Raw genomic sequence first — 14,904 nt, 5'->3', positions numbered from 1 at the left:
CGATGAAGCCCTCGCTCCAGCTCCGCATCTCCCAGCAGCTCGCGCTGACCCCGCAGCTGCAACAGTCGATCAAGCTGCTGCAGCTATCGACACTGGAGCTCAACAGCGAAATCGAGCGCATGCTGCTCGAGAACCCCTTGCTCGAACGCGAAGACGCCGAGTCGGACCCGGAAGCCTGGGGGCAATCCGCCACCACGCCGAGCGGCGACGAACGCACCGACACCGCCAACGATGCGGCGGCCGAAGCGGCCGAGACCTCGCCCGAACCGAGCGAGCCGAGCTTCGACGATGCCGGCAGCTATGACGACGGCCCCACCGAGTGGTCCGGCGAAGGTGGCGGCAGCGGCAATCGCGACGATGACGACGAAACGGATTTCCAGGAATTCCGTGCTGCGCAGACGAGCCTGCGCGACCACCTGGATGAACAAGTTGCCCTGATGCCGCTGTCGGACCGCGATCGCGCGCTGCTGCGCTTCATGATCGAAGCGCTCGACGACGATGGCTATCTGACCCAGCCGCTCGACGAACTGCTGGAGCTGTTGCCGCCCGAGTTTGAAGTTGACGTCGACGAGCTGCAGATCGCCCTCGCGCACCTGCAGAACCTCGATCCGCCGGGCATCGGCGCACGCTCGCCAGGCGAATGCCTGAAGCTGCAATTGCGCCTGCTGCCTGAGAGCGCTGCGCGTGAAGCCGCGATCATCATCGTTGAGCAGCATCTGGAGCTGCTGGCCGCGCGGGATTTCGTGCGACTCAAGCGGCATCTGGGTTGCAGCGACGAAACGCTGCGCGAGGCGCACCAGCTCGTTTGCAGCCTCGATCCGCGCCCCGGTGCGCGGTTTGCCGCAATCGAGACGCGATATGTGATCCCGGATGTGATCGTGCGCAAGGTGCGCGGCCACTGGAGTGCGACACTGAACCCGGACGCGATGCCCAAGCTGCGGATCAACCAGCTCTACGCCGGAATCCTGCAGCAGAACCGCGGCTCGGCCGGATCGCTGGCCGGGCAGTTGCAGGAGGCACGCTGGATGATCAAGAACGTGCAGCAACGGTTTGACACGATCCTGCGGGTATCCCAGGCAATCGTTGACCGCCAGCGGCAGTTCTTCGATTATGGGGACGTGGCAATGCGTCCGCTGACACTGCGCGAAATCGCGGAGCAGCTTGATCTGCATGAGTCGACGATCTCTCGGGTGACCACGCAGAAGTACATGGCCACGCCAAGAGGTATCCTTGAACTGAAGTATTTTTTCGGCAGCCACGTCGCCACGGATTCTGGCGGCGCGTGTTCAGCTACGGCGATTCGTGCGCTGATTCGCCAGCTGGTCGCGGCAGAGGATCGCAAAAAACCGCTATCCGATGCGCGGATTGCCGAGCTTCTCGGCCAGCAGGGGATTGTCGTTGCGCGACGAACCATCGCAAAGTACCGCGAGTCGCTCAACATCCCGCCGGTCAGCCAGCGCAAGATGATCTGAGAGGATAAATCATGAACCTGAACATCACCGGACACCATCTCGAAGTTACCGCCGCGCTCCGCGACTACGTAACATCGAAACTGGATCGCGTGATTCGCCACTTCGATCACGTCACGAGCGTTAACGTGATCCTGTCGGTGGAAAAGCTGAAGCAAAAGGCGGAAGTGACGGTACATGTACGCGGCAAGGACATTTTCGTCGAGAGCATTGACGAAGATTTGTATGCCGCAATCGACGCCATGACGGACAAACTGGACAGGCAGGTTCTCAAGCACAAGGAAAAGTCCTACGATCACGGCCACGAGGCGCACAAGCGCCAATCTGCAGAATCGTAATCACGGTCGCTCTAGTGAATCCCGGCGCGTAAGCTTGCGGAAAGCCCCCGCGCCGAACATGAGCTGACCCCGGATCTGCGCGCCTTCGGGCGCGCAGTGCATTTCTGAACCCCAAGCATGAATCTCATCGCCCCGCTGCTGCCGCCGTCCAATGTGCTCGTCGATCTTGAGGCGAGCAGCAAGAAGCGCGTCTTCGAACAGGCTGGCCTGCTCTTCGAAAACCATCAGGGACTCGCGCGCAGCGCCGTCTACGACGCGCTTTTCACGCGTGAAAAGCTCGGCTCCACCGGCCTTGGACAAGGCATTGCGATTCCGCACGGCCGTATCAAGGGCCTGCGCGACGCCGTCGGTGCCTTCATCCGCCTTGCGCAGCCCGTGCCATTCGAGGCCCCGGACGGCAAGCCGGTGAATCTGATGTTCGTGCTGCTGGTGCCGGAAAGCGCCACCGAGCACCACCTGCGACTGCTATCGGAGCTCGCACAGATGTTCTCCGACCGCAGCTTCCGCGATGCACTGGCGCAGGCCAGTGATGCGTCCGAGGCCCACACCCTGTTCGTGAACTGGAACCCGAATGCGGCGAACTAGCGTCGCCCGGATCTACGAGGACAACCGCGACCGGCTCGGCCTGAGCCATCTCGCCGGCCCGCTCGATGTCGAGGTTCAGGTTCCAAACGAGAAAGTGTGGCCAGCCGAGCTGGTAGGCCACCTCAACATCATCCACCCGAACCGCATTCAGGTGATGGGCGAGGCGGAGCTGGGCTGGATTCGTCGCCAGGCACGCGACAAGGTACAGCATCAGCTGGAAAGCATCCTGCTGGCGCACCCGCCAGCGATGATCGTGGCGGACGGATGTGAAGTGCCGCCGCTGATCCAGAGTGCGTTCGAAAGCGCACGCGTCGCAATGTTCACGACCTCGGCCGAGACGGCCCGCGTGATCGATTCGCTGCGCACCTATCTTGCGCGCAACCTTGCCGAGAAAACCTCGCTGCACGGCGTGTTCATGGATGTGCTCGGGCTCGGCGTGCTGATCACCGGCGATTCCGGCGCCGGCAAATCCGAGCTTGCGCTCGAACTGATCTCGCGCGGTCACGGTCTCGTCGCGGACGACGTGGTCGAAGTGTCGCGCATCGCGCCAGGTGTGCTGGAAGGGCGCTGCCCGCCAATGTTGAAGGACTTCCTGGAAGTCCGTGGCCTCGGCATCCTGAACATCCGCACGATCTTCGGCGAAACCGCATGCCGCCGGAAGATGAAGCTCAAGCTGGTGGTACATCTGCATCGCCAGATCCGCGGCGAAAGCGCGCAGATGCCGCGCCTGCCGCTGGAAGACGACATGCAGGATATCGTCGGTGTGCCGACTCGCCGCGTCACCCTGCCGGTTGCCGCCGGCCGCAACCTTGCGGTGTTGCTGGAAGCGGCGGTGCGAAATACCATTCTTCAGTTACGTGGCATAGACTCGATGCAGGAATTCGTTGATCGCCAACGCTCTGCGCTGGATCTCGACGAAGAAGACCTGTAGCCCGAACGCTCGCATCTCCTTCCGCCACATCGGTGGCGGCTCTACCCCAATCTCTCCTCCGGAGGCCTTGCATGAATAAGCTTGTGATCCTGGCTGCAGCTCTGGCCGCGCAGTTCGCCCTGCTCCCCGCCCACGCCGCCGACGAGGCGAAGAAGCCGACTGCGCAGCAGGAAAAGATGAAGGTCTGCAACGAGAAGGCGACCGGCATGAAGGGCGATGAGCGCAAGAAGTTCATGAGCGACTGTCTGAGCGCCAAGCCCGCTGCCGCCGAAGCCGATGCCAAGGCACCCAGCGCCCAGCAGGACAAGATGAAGGTTTGCAATGAAAAGGCGACGGGCATGAAGGGCGATGAACGCAAGAAGTTCATGAGCGACTGCCTCAGCGCCAAACCCGCTGGCGCGCCCGCCGCCGATGCGAAAGCGGACGCCAAGTCCAGCACCTCTCAGCAAGACAAGATGAAAGTCTGCAACGAAAAGGCAACCGGCAAGACGGGTGACGACCGCAAGAAGTTCATGAGCGAATGCCTTAAGGGTTGAACCCTCGCCGCTGCGACCAAACCCCGCCCTTAGGCGGGGTTTTTGTTTGGAGCCAAGGCGCGGCTGGCCGCTGCCGCTAGAATTCAGAGGCGGAGTCCTCAGGGGTAAGGCCATGACAGAGCCTGTGCTGATCGTGATGTGCAACTTTCCTGACGCGGCGACGGCAGAACGCATCGCGCAGCGTCTTGTGGAACGTCGGCTCGCCGCCTGCGTCAACATCCTTGCGCCGATTCGTTCGATCTATCGCTGGCAAGGCGCCGTCGAACAGGCAGAGGAAGTGCCGGTCCTGATCAAGACCGCCGCATCCCGCTACGCGGCGCTCGAAGCAACGTTGCTAGCCGAGCACCCCTATGAGGTGCCAGAGATTCTCGCAGTTGAAGCAAATCGCGGCGCCGCGGCCTACCTGCAATGGGTGGTCGCGATGACCGAACCTGACGAACAATTGCCCGACGGGCTCTAGAAACACGACCGATGAAGTTCCTGATCTCGCTGTTGCTTTGCTGCCTCACAACAAGCGCCCTTGCGGCGCCGGAATTGCTGGAACCCGAGAAGGCGTTCGGCGTCACGGCCGAAGCCAAGGACTCGAAGACGATTTCGCTGCATTTTGCGATCGAGAAGGGTTACTACCTCTACAAGCATCGGTTCGCATTCGAGCCCAAGGACGCTACCTTGACGCTCGCACCCGCCAGCTACCCTGCCGGCGAGCGAAAGCAGGACGAGTTCTTCGGTGAAGTGGAGATTTTCCGCGGCGACCTCGCAGTCTCGGTGCCCGTTGCGTCCGGAGCGCTCGGCAACGGACAACAGCTGAGCGTTACATACCAAGGCTGTGCAGACGTGGGGGTTTGCTACCCACCGCAAACGACATTGGTGACGCTCGGCGGCGCCGAAGGTGGCGGCTTGCTGTCGCGCGCGCTTGGCAAGCTCGGTGCTCGTGACGAACCCGCCCCGGCTGCCACCGCGCCCGCGATCGCGGCGACAGTGCCGGTCACCGCGGACGAGAGCGGGCGTCTTGCTGGGCTGTTGAGCACCGGCAAGCTCTCATTGATCCTGCTGAGCTTCTTCGGTGCCGGTCTGCTGCTTGCCTTCACGCCTTGCATGCTGCCAATGCTGCCGATCCTCTCCGGCATCATCGTAGGCCAGGGCGCACACGTGACCCGTGCGCGCTCAACCGCCCTGGCAGGCGTCTACGTGCTGGGCATGGCGCTGACCTACGCGGTGGCGGGTGTAGCGGCGGGTCTTTCCGGCACGCTGCTGTCGGCGGCATTGCAGAATGCCTGGGTGCTCGGCGGCTTTGCGGCGATCTTCGTCGTCCTTGCATTCGCGATGTTCGGCTTCTACGAACTGCAACTTCCCTCGGCATTGCAGAGTCGCCTTTCCGACCGCGCCAACCATCAGCGCGGCGGCTCAGTGCTGGGCGTGGCGGTGATGGGCGTGTTGTCGGCCCTGATCGTCGGCCCCTGCGTCGCGGCGCCACTCGCCGGCGCCTTGCTCTACATCGCCAAGACCGGTGACGCGCTGCTCGGCGGCGTGGCGCTGTTCGTGATGGCGCTGGGCATGGGCGCCCCGCTGATTCTGGTGGCCGTTGCCACGCGCGGCCTGCTGCCGCACGCCGGCCCTTGGATGGAGTCCGTCAAGCGCAGCTTTGGCGTGATCCTGCTCGCGCTCGCGCTGTGGCTGGTCACGCCGGTACTGCCGCAGGTTGTCGTGATGCTGGCGTGGGCCGCGCTTGCGATCGTGTGCGCCGTATTCCTGCATGCGCTGGACCCACTGCCACCGCAGGCAAAGGGCGCGCGGCGCTTCTGGAAGGGGGTCGGGGTACTGTTGCTGATCGTCGGCAGTGCGCTGCTGATCGGCGCTTTGGGTGGCAGCCGTGATCCACTGCAGCCACTCGGCTTCCTGCGCGGTGCAACGGCCGCCGAGGCCAATACGAAACTGCCGTTCCAGCCAGTAGCCAGTGTTGCAGAGCTTGATGCCCGGCTCGCCGAAGGGCGGCCGGTAATGCTCGACTTTTACGCGGACTGGTGCGTCAGCTGCAAGGAGATGGAGCGCTTCACCTTCAGCGATCCGCGCGTCGCAGCAGCCCTGAAAGACACGCTGCTGCTAAAGGCGGACGTCACCGGCAACACCGAGGCGCACCAAGCGCTGCTGAAGCGCTTCGGGCTGTTCGGCCCGCCCGGCATCGTCTTCTTCGACGCTGCCGGGAAGGAAATCGATTCGAGCCGGGTCGTCGGTTTTCAGCCCGTGGATGGCTTTCTTGCGACACTCGCAGCACGCAGCGCGCAAAAAAGTGGGTCGTGAAGCCCCCGCCTCACGACCCGATACGACTACCGACCACGAACCTCGGATCCGTGGTTTGGACCACCGGAGCCGAAAATCCCGCCACAAGGGAGCCATGCAACGGGATCGGGGCGCATTCTGCCTTAAAGGTGAGGCACCTGTCTATGCGCATGGCATTTTTGTGTGGAGTTCTTCGCAGCTCAGCAAGCCGACACAGGCACTTGCGACGCTTGCATTGTAGACGACCGGTCTAGTACGATTCGCCCCATGAACCGGACCACTGACACCCGCGAGCACATCCTGCAGACCGCCGAGAGCCTGATTCTCGGCAAGGGCTTCGCCGCCGTGGGGCTTGGCCCGATTCTCAGCGCCGCTGGCGTACCCAAGGGCTCCTTCTACCATTGGTTCCCCTCCAAGGAAGCGTTTGGGGTGGCCTTGCTCGAGCGCTACTTCGAGCGCTATCTCGAAAGCCTCGATGAGCGTTTTGGCAGCGCCGCCGGCACCGGACGCGCGCGGGTGCTCGGCTATTTCGCCGACTGGATGGACCGCCAGCGCGACGGCGGCTGCGCGCAGCAATGCCTCGCGGTAAAGCTGGCCGCCGAAGTGGCCGACCTCTCCGAGCCGATGCGCCAGGCACTCGAAGTCGGCACGCGGCGCATCACCGCGCGAATTGCGGGCGCCCTGCAGACCGCCTCGCAAGACGGTTCGCTGCCGGCAGGCGCGGACCCGGCAAGTCTGGCTGTCACGCTCTACACCTTGTGGATCGGCGCAAGCGTGCTGACCAAGGCACAACGCGACGCCACGCCGTTTGAAGCCGCCTGGGCGCACACGCTGCACCTGCTAGGCGCCGATCTGCACTGACCGATTGAAATCATGTTTTCCGATCGACTTCGTCCTGACTCTAGCCGACCGGTCTAATCACAACACCCCACCTGGAGTATCACCATGAACGCTGACAAGCTGCTGCACCCGATTCAGGTTGGAAACCTGAGCCTGCCGAATCGCATCTTCATGGCACCACTGACGCGCCAGCGCGCGAGCCAACCCGGCAATGTGCCGACTGCACTGAACGCCACCTACTACGCGCAACGCGCCTCGGCCGGCCTGATCGTCACCGAAGCCACGCAGGTGATGCCCGAGGGCCAGGGCTACGCCTGGACCCCCGGCATGCATACCGACGCCCAGCAGGCTGGCTGGAAACTGGTGACTGATGCGGTTCACGCGGCCGGTGGCCATATCGCGCTGCAGCTCTGGCATGTGGGCCGCATCTCGCACCGCCATGTTCAGCCGGACGGCAAGCTGCCGGTAGCCCCTTCGGCGATCCAGGCCAATGCGCAGACCTTTGTCGTCCACCCGGATGGCAGCATGGGCATGGTGCAGACCGATCTGCCGCGTGCGCTCGAGGTCGAGGAATTGGCGGGCATCGTCGCCGCATTCCGTGCTGCCGCGCGCCGCGCCATTGATACCGGCTTCGACTTCGTCGAAATCCACGGTGCCAACGGCTACCTGCTGGACCAATTCCAGAGCACCGGCCCGAATCAGCGTACCGATGCCTACGGTGGAAGCGTCGAGAACCGCGCTCGCCTGACGCTCGAAGTGGTCGATGCGATCGTTGCCGAAATCGGCGCCGCGCGCACGGGCATCCGCCTGTCGCCTTTCGGCACCTTCAACGACATCGCCGACACCGAAGCCGAGGCGATGGCCTTCTACCTCACCGAGCAACTCGATGCCCGCAAGCTGGCCTACGTGCATATCGCGGAACCGGACTGGGCGGGCGGTCCGCAGTTGGCCGACGCTTTCCGCGCCGCGCTGCGCCAGCGCTTCAAAGGAACGCTGATCTTTGCCGGCGGCTACACGCTTGAGAAGGCCGAAGCGCTGATCGCCAGCGGCGTGGGTGACGCGGTCGCGTTCGGCCGCCCCTTCATCGCCAACCCGGATCTGCCGGCACGCTTTGCCAAGGGCGCGGAGCTGAACGCCCCGGACGCATCGACCTTCTACGGCGGCGCGGACAAGGGTTATACCGACTACCCCAGCCTCGCAAGCTGATCAGCTGTAAACGAAAAACCGGCCGGGTTACCCCGGCCGGCCAGCGGCTTGCCCTCACGCAACCCCGCTCTGCAAGCGCTCAGGGCTGCAGGTCTTTCGGCGCCGGTGCGGGTGCCGCACCACGCGGCCCGCGCATGCCGCCACGCCCACCATGCGGCCCCATTATGCTGTGCGCGTCAAACGCCTTCTTCTGCTCTGGCGTGAGCTGGTCGTAAAACTTGCGTGTCTCGACGAGGTGCTTTTCCATCTGCGCCTGACGCAGCTTGGAGTGCTCGAGCATCGCTGCCATACGGTCCGGTGCCGGCTTGTCGCGCAGCGCATCGAAGTCCGGGCGATTCTTCGCCATCGCTTCCATGTCGGCGAGGATGCCGTCGCGATAAGCCTTCCACGCGGGCTCTTGCGCGGCGCTGAGCTTGAGTGTGTCGTGCAGCGCGTCGAAGCGCTTGGTGGCCATCTGCTGCATGCGCGCCGGGTCGATCGGGCGCTTCTGGCCGTGCATGGGCGGCATGCCGTCGCCCATCGGGCAGTCTCCCGGTCCAGGCGCGGCAAGGACCGCCGCGGTGGTCAGCGCAGCTGCACCGGCCGCGAACAGCAAGGCAACATGTCGTTTCGTGTTTTTCATGTGATCCTCCGGTATTCGGTTCTGGGCCGACACACCGTGTCCGACCCTGCACTTGCATTGAAGCACCGTCCGCGCGCCAAGGTGTTTACCCCGCAGGCGGGCATGTTTCCGGTTGTTACCGGCGCCCTTGTCTGGACCACTGCATGAGCACACGCTATTTCACAGGCCGTGCTGGCCACCTGGCCGATGGCACGCCGTCCGCGATTGCCAAACAGCCCGTGGTGGTGGCGCTGCGGCTCGGGCCGCTCGGCTTCGCGGGCGACGAGCAGGCGGATCATCGCTTTCATGGCGGTCCGGATCAGGCCTTGCACTACTACCCGGCTGAGCATTACGCCGCGCTGGCGGCACGCTTCCCCGCGCTGGCGCGCTTCGGCCCCGGCGATCTGGGCGAGAACATTTCCGACACCGGCTGGCTTGAGCACAACGTGCGCCTCGGTGATGTATTCGCGCTGGGCGAGTGCCGTATCGCCGTCACGCAACCACGGGTGCCTTGCCACAAGATCGCCAAGCGTCTGGACGAGGCGGACGCGCCGGCGTTTGTCGCAGAGACGCTGCGCCTCGGCTGGTACTTCCGCGTGATTCAGGGCGGCATCGTCACGCCGGAAGCGCAGCTTGAGCGGGTGGAAAGCGACCCCGCCGCGCCGTCGATCGCGACGCTGTGGCAACTGCGACTCGACCCGGCGGCCGACCCTGAATTGATCAACTGGCTCGCGAACCACCCGGCGTTGGGCCGAGCATGGCGCGGCAAATTTGCGCAGCGCGCCGAATGGCTGGCCCGCAATCCGCCACTGTTCCGCTAGGGCTACACGGCGGCGGCTTGAATCAGATCTGGCCGATCCAGTCGTGATCGTGCTGCAGGAAGGCCGCCCGCAGGTTGCCGATCTGGTAGTCCGGCAGGGGGCCAAGGCCGAACCATTCGATGTTCTGCGCCAGGTTTGCCGCGTTGGCGGTGCCGACGATCGCGCTTGAGACGCCCGGCACCGAAGTCGCAAACCGGATTGCAATCTCGCCCCAGGCATGGCCGAGATTCGAGACCGCCATCGCGCGCCAGCGCAGCCAGTATTCCTCGCAGTAGTCGCCGAGCGGCCTCTCCGCAAAGCGCCAGGGGTGGTTCGCTGACGGACGCTTTGCGATGAACCCCTTGCCCGTGATGCGTGGCAGGACGCGATCGATGACGCGTTGGTCGCACAGGTTCAGCGAGGCCATGAAACCGTCGAAGCGGCCACAATCGACGGCGTAGTCGAGGTCTGCGTTCTCGCCCGAATAGGCGACCGCGCGCACTTTGCCAGCCTGCTTGGCCGCCTCAAGCGCATCGATGACTTCGCCGCGCGCGAGCGTTTCGGCCGGGCAGGAATGCAGATGCACGATGTCGATCCGGTCGGTCTGCAAACGCTGCAGCGCCGCCTCGACGCCCGCGGTGATGCAAGGGCCGGTCCAGTCGGCGAAACCGTCAATGCCGTAGCCGAGCTTGGTCGACAGCACGATCTCGCTGCGCCGCCGCGCGAGATGGCGCCCGATGCGCTCTTCCGACAAACCGTAGCCACGCGCCGTGTCGATCAGCGTGATCCCGGCATCCACGGCGGCATTCAGCAGCTTGCCGACACTCGCTTCATCGAGCCGTGCATCGCCAATCTGACCGGCTCCCAGGCCCAGCGCAGACACTTCGATGTCGCTTTGGCCGTAACGGCGGCACGGAATCATGGTGGATCTCCTTGAATCAGGCCCGGCTCGATCGCAGCAAGCGGGCCAGGCGGGCGCCGCCCGGCGACGGAATGAGCGGCAGGCGGAATTCGACCCCGGTAGCGTTTTCGCGTTGGACCTCGAAACCCAGCGCACGGTGCAACCGCAGCAAGGCCGGGTTGGCCTTGTACACGTAGCTCCACAGGACTTCGATGCCCAGCGCGTCGATCAACGACGCAAGGCCGCCCAAAAGCTCGCGCAGCACGCCAGCCGTGCGGTAGCTTGGATGCACGGCGAAGGCCGTCACGAACCAGCTTGTCGCCGTTTGCTGGGTGACCATGCCATAGGCGACCAGCCGGCCGTCACGCCACACCTGACACAGCTGCGACACTGGAAGGCTTTCCGCGATGCGCGCGCGGCAAGCCTCGGCGTCCGCGGCCAACCCGCTGGCGCGGCGCGTTAGCAGTTCGAGCGCCAGCAGCGCATCGACCAAGGCGTCGTCGGTCGCCGCATCGTCCAGCGCGGGAGCCGCCTCCTGCATCACTCAGGCCTTGCGCCGGAAGACCAGGTCCCACACACCATGCCCGAGCTTCAATCCGCGATTCTCGAACTTCGTCAGCGGGCGGTAGTCGGGCTTCGGCGCATAACCGTCGGCGGTGTTCTCGAGCATCGGTTCGGCCGACAGCACTTCCAGCATCTGCACCGCGTAGTCTTCCCAGTCGGTTGCGCAGTGGATGTAGCCGCCCGGCACCAGCCGCTTGGCGAGCTCATGCACAAAGGGGCTCTGGATCAGACGCCGCTTGTTGTGACGCGCCTTGTGCCACGGATCGGGAAAGTACACATGCACGCCGGCCAAGGACGCATCGGCCAGCATGTCGCGCACCACCTCGAAGGCGTCGTGCTGCATCACGCGAATATTGGAAATGCCGCGCTCTTCGATCAGCTTGCACAGGTTGCCGACACCGGGGCCATGCACCTCAATGCCGAGGAAGTTGTCGCCCGGTCGTGTCTGCGCGATGGCGGCCGTGGTGTCGCCCATGCCGAACCCGATCTCGAGGATCGTCGGCGCGGCGCGGCCGAACGCCGCAGCGTAGTCGAGCGGTGCGGCGCGGTACTCGACGCCCCAGCGCGGCATGCCTTCCGCAATGAAACGTTCCTGCGCCGGCGACATGCGCCCCTGGCGCACGACGTAGCTGCGGATCGGGCGCGTCTTCGGGTCGTCGACCGACAGATGCTTGCGCGGTTCGGGTGTGTCGCTCATGCGGTGGTTCCGGAAATAACACCGCCGCGGCGCTGCGCGGGCAACGGCGAAATCCGTCCGTATTGCCCCGCCGAGTCCGCGGCGTCAGGGATTACATGGTCAGCTGCCGATCAGGCCCGTCGTAGGCGAACTCGGGCTCGCCGAATAGAACTTCTTCGGCATGCGGCCGGCACGGAAAGCCTCGCGCCCCGCTTCGACCGCCTTCTTCATCGCACCGGCCATCAGCACTGGATCTTGCGCAAGTGCGATGGCAGTGTTCATCAGCACGCCGTCGCAACCGAGCTCCATCGCGATCGCCGCATCGGACGCGGTGCCGACACCAGCGTCCACCAGCACCGGTACTTTCGACTGCTCGATGATCAGCTTCAGGTTCCACGGGTTCAGGATGCCCATGCCGGAGCCGATCAGCGACGCCAGCGGCATCACCGCGACGCAGCCGATCTCTTCGAGCATGCGCGCCTGGATCGGGTCGTCCGAGCAGTAGACCATCACCTTGAAGCCGTCCTTCACCAGCGTTTCTGCGGCCTTCAGGGTCTCCGGCATGTTCGGGAACAGCGTATTCGGGTCGCCCAGCACTTCAAGCTTCACGAGGTCGTGTCCATCGAGCAGCTCGCGCGCCAGGCGCAGCGTACGCACCGCATCGTCCGCGCTGTAGCAGCCGGCGGTGTTGGGCAGGTAGGTGAATTCGGACGGCGGCAGTGCGTCGAGCAGGCTCGGTGCGTTCGGGTCCTGGCCAATGTTGGTGCGACGGATCGCCACGGTGACGATCTGCGCGCCGGAGGCGACAATAGCCTCGCGTGTCTGCGTGAAGTCGCGATACTTGCCGGTGCCGACAAGCAAGCGGGAACGGTACTCGGTACCGGCAATGATCAGCGGGTCAGTCATGTTCTTGGGCTCGGGCTTCAGCCGCCGCCGACAGCGACGACGATTTCAAGGCGGTCGCCCGCTGCGAGGGCAAGCTCGGCGTGGCGACCCTTAGGAACGATCTCGCCATTGCATTCAACCGCGAGCCGCTTCCCGGCATAGCCGAGGCGCTCGAGCAGTTGGGCAACGGTTGTATTGGCGGGCAGGGATTGCGGGGCGCCGTTGAGGACGATCTCGATCATGGCATTTCCGCGACAGAGGCGCGGATTCTAGCACGCGGGCTGCTACGCTTAAGGCTTGCCGCCCGTCGCAGTCAGTGCCAAGATCCGGCACCATACGCATCCGTACTGGGTGCGGGCCGGATCAATCAGTCGCAAAACCAAAAATACCTACACGAGGAGACCCTGATGTTCGCACGCCAACCGCTAGGCCTGGCCATTGCAGCGCTGTTCGCGCTTCCCGCATCGGCAGCCGATTTCACGAATACCTTCTTCTTCGGCGACAGCCTGACCGATTCGGGCTACTTCAAGCCGATCCTCACGGCGAGCGGTGCAGGCACCCTCGTGAATGCCGGCTTCGCCGGCAAGTTCACCACTAACCCGGGCCCGGTGTGGTCCGAGGCGCTGGCAGCCAAGCTTGGCACCACCGCCGCACCGAGTAACACCGCCGGCGGCACCAACTACGCACAAGGTGGCGCCCGCGTGAATAGCACGCCCGGTTTCGGCGGTGGTCCGGCCACGACGGCCACGCCGATCACCGGCCAAGTCGGCGCCTACCTCACTGCCAACGGCGGCGCGGCCGACTCGCATGCGCTCTACACCGTTTGGGGCGGGGCGAATGATCTGTTCTACGCCGCAGGTGGCGGGGTTCCGGTAGCCAGCCTGCCGACCTTCGTGCTGACGACCGTAACACAGCAGGTCGGTGCCGTCGAAGCGCTGAAGAATGCCGGCGCGAAGTACATCATCGTGCCGAGCCTGCCGAACATGGGCAAGACTCCGGCTGCGCTGGCTGCCGGCGCCACGGCTGCTGCCGGCCTGACGCAATTGTCCGCCTCGTACAACTCGCAGCTGTTCGGGCAAATGGCCGCCAAGGGCCTGAACGTGATCCCGCTCGACACGTTCAACCTGATTACCGAAGTGCAAGCCAATGCCGCCGCCTTCGGCTTCACCAACTCCGGCACCGCCACCGCCTGTCTGACCACCGCCACGAACCCGACCGGCACCTCGCTGTTGTGCGGTGCGCCGGGCTCTACCGTCGCCAACCCGCAGGAATACATCTTTGCCGACGGCGTGCATCCGACCACGCACACCCACGCGATCCTCGCCGACTACGCATACTCCATGCTGGTGGCCCCGCAGCAGATCGGCATGCTGGCCGAAACGCCGGTCCGCACCCGCAACACGCTGACCAACACGCTGCTCGATCAAGGCATGGAATCGCCGACCAAGCCGAGCCGCCTGTGGGTAAGCGCCAATGGTGGCCAACTCAAGTACGCCGACTCGCCTGAATTCGGTGGCGCCGACGGCATGCCCTGGGGCATCACGGTCGGCTACGACACGCGTACGCAGTTTGGTGGCCTGGGCGTCGCCTTCAACGGCGGCAGCTACAAGCCGGACTTCGCCGCCGACGGTGGTTCGTACTCGCAGACCGAACTCTCCGCCAGCCTTTATGGCGGCATGGTGTTCGGCCAGCTCGGCCTGTCCTTCGCCGGCACGATCGGCTACATCAACTACAACACCGACCGCGATGTTCACCTCGGCAACGTGACCCGCACGATGAGCGGCGAAACCGAAGGTTCGAACGTGTCAGCCGGCATGCAGGCCTTCTACCAGCTGCAATCGGGCAAGCTGACGCACGGCCCGGTCGCCGGCCTGACCGCTCAGCGTGTCCAGGTTCGCGCCTTCAACGAATCGAATGCAAACGGCGCTTCCACCGCGCTGAGCTTCGGTTCGCAAGTCCGCCAGTCGGTACTCGGCCGCCTCGGTTATCAGCTGAGCTACGACGCGACCAGCTTCATCCCCTACGGCCGCATCGGTGTCGAGCACGACTTCATCAAGTCGACCGATCGCGACATCGAAGTGGGCCTGCCGTCGCTGTACTCGGGAAGCTACAAGCTGCCGGCCGGCGAAGTGGATCAAACCGCGGCAACGGTGCAGCTGGGTAGCCGTTTCCACCTGAGCCCGGCACTCGGCGCATGGGTGGAATTCAACGGCAACTTCGGCCGCAAAGATGTCACCGACTACGGCCTGTCCGGCGGTCTGCGCTACGCCTTCTGATCGACGGTTTGCCTGAAAC

Annotated in this window: 17 protein-coding genes; 11 read left to right on the top strand and 6 right to left on the bottom strand. The window is 64.5% G+C overall.

Going from position 1 to position 14,904, the window contains the following annotated elements; genetic code table 11:
* Nucleotides 1-2 precede the first annotated feature (2 nt).
* From JY500_RS00700 to JY500_RS00660, 9 genes are all read left to right on the top strand, one after another.
* The gene (locus JY500_RS00700; RefSeq protein WP_206254724.1) at nucleotides 3-1,472 is read left to right on the top strand and encodes an RNA polymerase factor sigma-54; all 1,470 of its coding nucleotides are present in this window, start codon (nucleotides 3-5) and stop codon (nucleotides 1,470-1,472) included.
* 11 nt (nucleotides 1,473-1,483) lie between these two features.
* Complete coding sequence (gene hpf / locus JY500_RS00695; protein ID WP_172201854.1) at nucleotides 1,484-1,807, top strand: ribosome hibernation-promoting factor, HPF/YfiA family; 324 nt, start codon at nucleotides 1,484-1,486, stop codon at nucleotides 1,805-1,807.
* 117 nt (nucleotides 1,808-1,924) lie between these two features.
* The gene (ptsN, locus tag JY500_RS00690; RefSeq protein WP_172201856.1) at nucleotides 1,925-2,392 is read left to right on the top strand and encodes a PTS IIA-like nitrogen regulatory protein PtsN; all 468 of its coding nucleotides are present in this window, start codon (nucleotides 1,925-1,927) and stop codon (nucleotides 2,390-2,392) included.
* Complete coding sequence (gene hprK, locus JY500_RS00685; protein WP_172201858.1) at nucleotides 2,379-3,323, top strand: HPr(Ser) kinase/phosphatase; 945 nt, start codon at nucleotides 2,379-2,381, stop codon at nucleotides 3,321-3,323. The genes ptsN and hprK overlap by 14 nt, the downstream gene beginning before the upstream one ends.
* A gap of 71 nt (nucleotides 3,324-3,394) precedes the next feature.
* Nucleotides 3,395-3,859, top strand: a complete 465-nt coding sequence (locus JY500_RS22360; protein ID WP_206254723.1) for a PsiF family protein — start codon at nucleotides 3,395-3,397, stop codon at nucleotides 3,857-3,859.
* A 112-nt stretch (nucleotides 3,860-3,971) separates the two neighbouring features.
* Nucleotides 3,972-4,319 (top strand): divalent-cation tolerance protein CutA, encoded by a 348-nt coding sequence (gene cutA, locus JY500_RS00675; RefSeq protein ID WP_206254722.1) that lies wholly within the window; start codon nucleotides 3,972-3,974, stop codon nucleotides 4,317-4,319.
* A gap of 11 nt (nucleotides 4,320-4,330) precedes the next feature.
* Nucleotides 4,331-6,157 (top strand): protein-disulfide reductase DsbD, encoded by a 1,827-nt coding sequence (locus JY500_RS00670; protein ID WP_206254721.1) that lies wholly within the window; start codon nucleotides 4,331-4,333, stop codon nucleotides 6,155-6,157.
* Nucleotides 6,158-6,403: 246 nt separating this feature from the next.
* Nucleotides 6,404-6,997: a TetR/AcrR family transcriptional regulator gene (locus JY500_RS00665; RefSeq protein WP_206254720.1), complete on the top strand. Its 594-nt coding sequence runs from the start codon at nucleotides 6,404-6,406 to the stop codon at nucleotides 6,995-6,997.
* An 84-nt stretch (nucleotides 6,998-7,081) separates the two neighbouring features.
* Nucleotides 7,082-8,182, top strand: a complete 1,101-nt coding sequence (locus JY500_RS00660; RefSeq protein ID WP_206254719.1) for an alkene reductase — start codon at nucleotides 7,082-7,084, stop codon at nucleotides 8,180-8,182.
* Nucleotides 8,183-8,261: 79 nt separating this feature from the next.
* Here JY500_RS00660 and JY500_RS00655 read toward each other — a convergent pair whose 3' ends face one another.
* Nucleotides 8,262-8,804 carry a Spy/CpxP family protein refolding chaperone gene (locus JY500_RS00655; protein ID WP_206254718.1) on the bottom strand — a complete coding sequence of 181 codons (543 nt, stop codon included), beginning with the start codon at nucleotides 8,802-8,804 and terminating at the stop codon, nucleotides 8,262-8,264.
* 143 nt (nucleotides 8,805-8,947) lie between these two features.
* Here JY500_RS00655 and JY500_RS00650 point away from each other — a divergent pair, with 143 nt between their 5' ends.
* On the top strand, nucleotides 8,948-9,604 hold the full coding sequence (locus JY500_RS00650; protein ID WP_206254717.1) for an MOSC domain-containing protein: 657 nt from the start codon (nucleotides 8,948-8,950) through the stop codon (nucleotides 9,602-9,604).
* A gap of 22 nt (nucleotides 9,605-9,626) precedes the next feature.
* Here JY500_RS00650 and JY500_RS00645 read toward each other — a convergent pair whose 3' ends face one another.
* The 5 genes from JY500_RS00645 to thiS form a co-directional block, all read right to left on the bottom strand.
* Nucleotides 9,627-10,505, bottom strand: a complete 879-nt coding sequence (locus tag JY500_RS00645) for an aldo/keto reductase (protein WP_206254716.1) — start codon at nucleotides 10,503-10,505, stop codon at nucleotides 9,627-9,629.
* 16 nt (nucleotides 10,506-10,521) lie between these two features.
* Nucleotides 10,522-11,025 (bottom strand): GNAT family N-acetyltransferase, encoded by a 504-nt coding sequence (locus JY500_RS00640; protein WP_206254715.1) that lies wholly within the window; start codon nucleotides 11,023-11,025, stop codon nucleotides 10,522-10,524.
* A 3-nt stretch (nucleotides 11,026-11,028) separates the two neighbouring features.
* Nucleotides 11,029-11,745: a tRNA (guanosine(46)-N7)-methyltransferase TrmB gene (gene trmB / locus JY500_RS00635; RefSeq protein ID WP_206254714.1), complete on the bottom strand. Its 717-nt coding sequence runs from the start codon at nucleotides 11,743-11,745 to the stop codon at nucleotides 11,029-11,031.
* 99 nt (nucleotides 11,746-11,844) lie between these two features.
* Complete coding sequence (locus tag JY500_RS00630) at nucleotides 11,845-12,630, bottom strand: thiazole synthase (RefSeq protein ID WP_172201877.1); 786 nt, start codon at nucleotides 12,628-12,630, stop codon at nucleotides 11,845-11,847.
* 17 nt (nucleotides 12,631-12,647) lie between these two features.
* On the bottom strand, nucleotides 12,648-12,851 hold the full coding sequence (thiS, locus tag JY500_RS00625) for a sulfur carrier protein ThiS (protein ID WP_206254713.1): 204 nt from the start codon (nucleotides 12,849-12,851) through the stop codon (nucleotides 12,648-12,650).
* 165 nt (nucleotides 12,852-13,016) lie between these two features.
* Here thiS and JY500_RS00620 point away from each other — a divergent pair, with 165 nt between their 5' ends.
* Nucleotides 13,017-14,885 (top strand): autotransporter domain-containing protein, encoded by a 1,869-nt coding sequence (locus JY500_RS00620; RefSeq protein WP_172201879.1) that lies wholly within the window; start codon nucleotides 13,017-13,019, stop codon nucleotides 14,883-14,885.
* Nucleotides 14,886-14,904 lie beyond the last annotated feature (19 nt).

This window comes from Niveibacterium microcysteis (genome assembly GCF_017161445.1).
In the GTDB taxonomy this organism is placed as follows: Bacteria; Pseudomonadota; Gammaproteobacteria; order Burkholderiales; family Rhodocyclaceae; genus Niveibacterium; species Niveibacterium microcysteis.
The sequence above is the reverse complement of the archived record's forward strand: the minus strand, read 5'-3'. Positions and strand labels throughout refer to the sequence as shown.

Coding starts and splice junctions, on each gene's coding strand:
- JY500_RS00700 (WP_206254724.1), top strand. CDS start 3: ATGAAGCCCTCGCTCCAGCTCCGCATCTCCCAGCAGCTCGCGCTGACC.
- hpf (WP_172201854.1), top strand. CDS start 1,484: ATGAACCTGAACATCACCGGACACCATCTCGAAGTTACCGCCGCGCTC.
- ptsN (WP_172201856.1), top strand. CDS start 1,925: ATGAATCTCATCGCCCCGCTGCTGCCGCCGTCCAATGTGCTCGTCGAT.
- hprK (WP_172201858.1), top strand. CDS start 2,379: ATGCGGCGAACTAGCGTCGCCCGGATCTACGAGGACAACCGCGACCGG.
- JY500_RS22360 (WP_206254723.1), top strand. CDS start 3,395: ATGAATAAGCTTGTGATCCTGGCTGCAGCTCTGGCCGCGCAGTTCGCC.
- cutA (WP_206254722.1), top strand. CDS start 3,972: ATGACAGAGCCTGTGCTGATCGTGATGTGCAACTTTCCTGACGCGGCG.
- JY500_RS00670 (WP_206254721.1), top strand. CDS start 4,331: ATGAAGTTCCTGATCTCGCTGTTGCTTTGCTGCCTCACAACAAGCGCC.
- JY500_RS00665 (WP_206254720.1), top strand. CDS start 6,404: ATGAACCGGACCACTGACACCCGCGAGCACATCCTGCAGACCGCCGAG.
- JY500_RS00660 (WP_206254719.1), top strand. CDS start 7,082: ATGAACGCTGACAAGCTGCTGCACCCGATTCAGGTTGGAAACCTGAGC.
- JY500_RS00655 (WP_206254718.1), bottom strand. CDS start 8,804: ATGAAAAACACGAAACGACATGTTGCCTTGCTGTTCGCGGCCGGTGCA.
- JY500_RS00650 (WP_206254717.1), top strand. CDS start 8,948: ATGAGCACACGCTATTTCACAGGCCGTGCTGGCCACCTGGCCGATGGC.
- JY500_RS00645 (WP_206254716.1), bottom strand. CDS start 10,505: ATGATTCCGTGCCGCCGTTACGGCCAAAGCGACATCGAAGTGTCTGCG.
- JY500_RS00640 (WP_206254715.1), bottom strand. CDS start 11,025: ATGCAGGAGGCGGCTCCCGCGCTGGACGATGCGGCGACCGACGACGCC.
- trmB (WP_206254714.1), bottom strand. CDS start 11,745: ATGAGCGACACACCCGAACCGCGCAAGCATCTGTCGGTCGACGACCCG.
- JY500_RS00630 (WP_172201877.1), bottom strand. CDS start 12,630: ATGACTGACCCGCTGATCATTGCCGGTACCGAGTACCGTTCCCGCTTG.
- thiS (WP_206254713.1), bottom strand. CDS start 12,851: ATGATCGAGATCGTCCTCAACGGCGCCCCGCAATCCCTGCCCGCCAAT.
- JY500_RS00620 (WP_172201879.1), top strand. CDS start 13,017: ATGTTCGCACGCCAACCGCTAGGCCTGGCCATTGCAGCGCTGTTCGCG.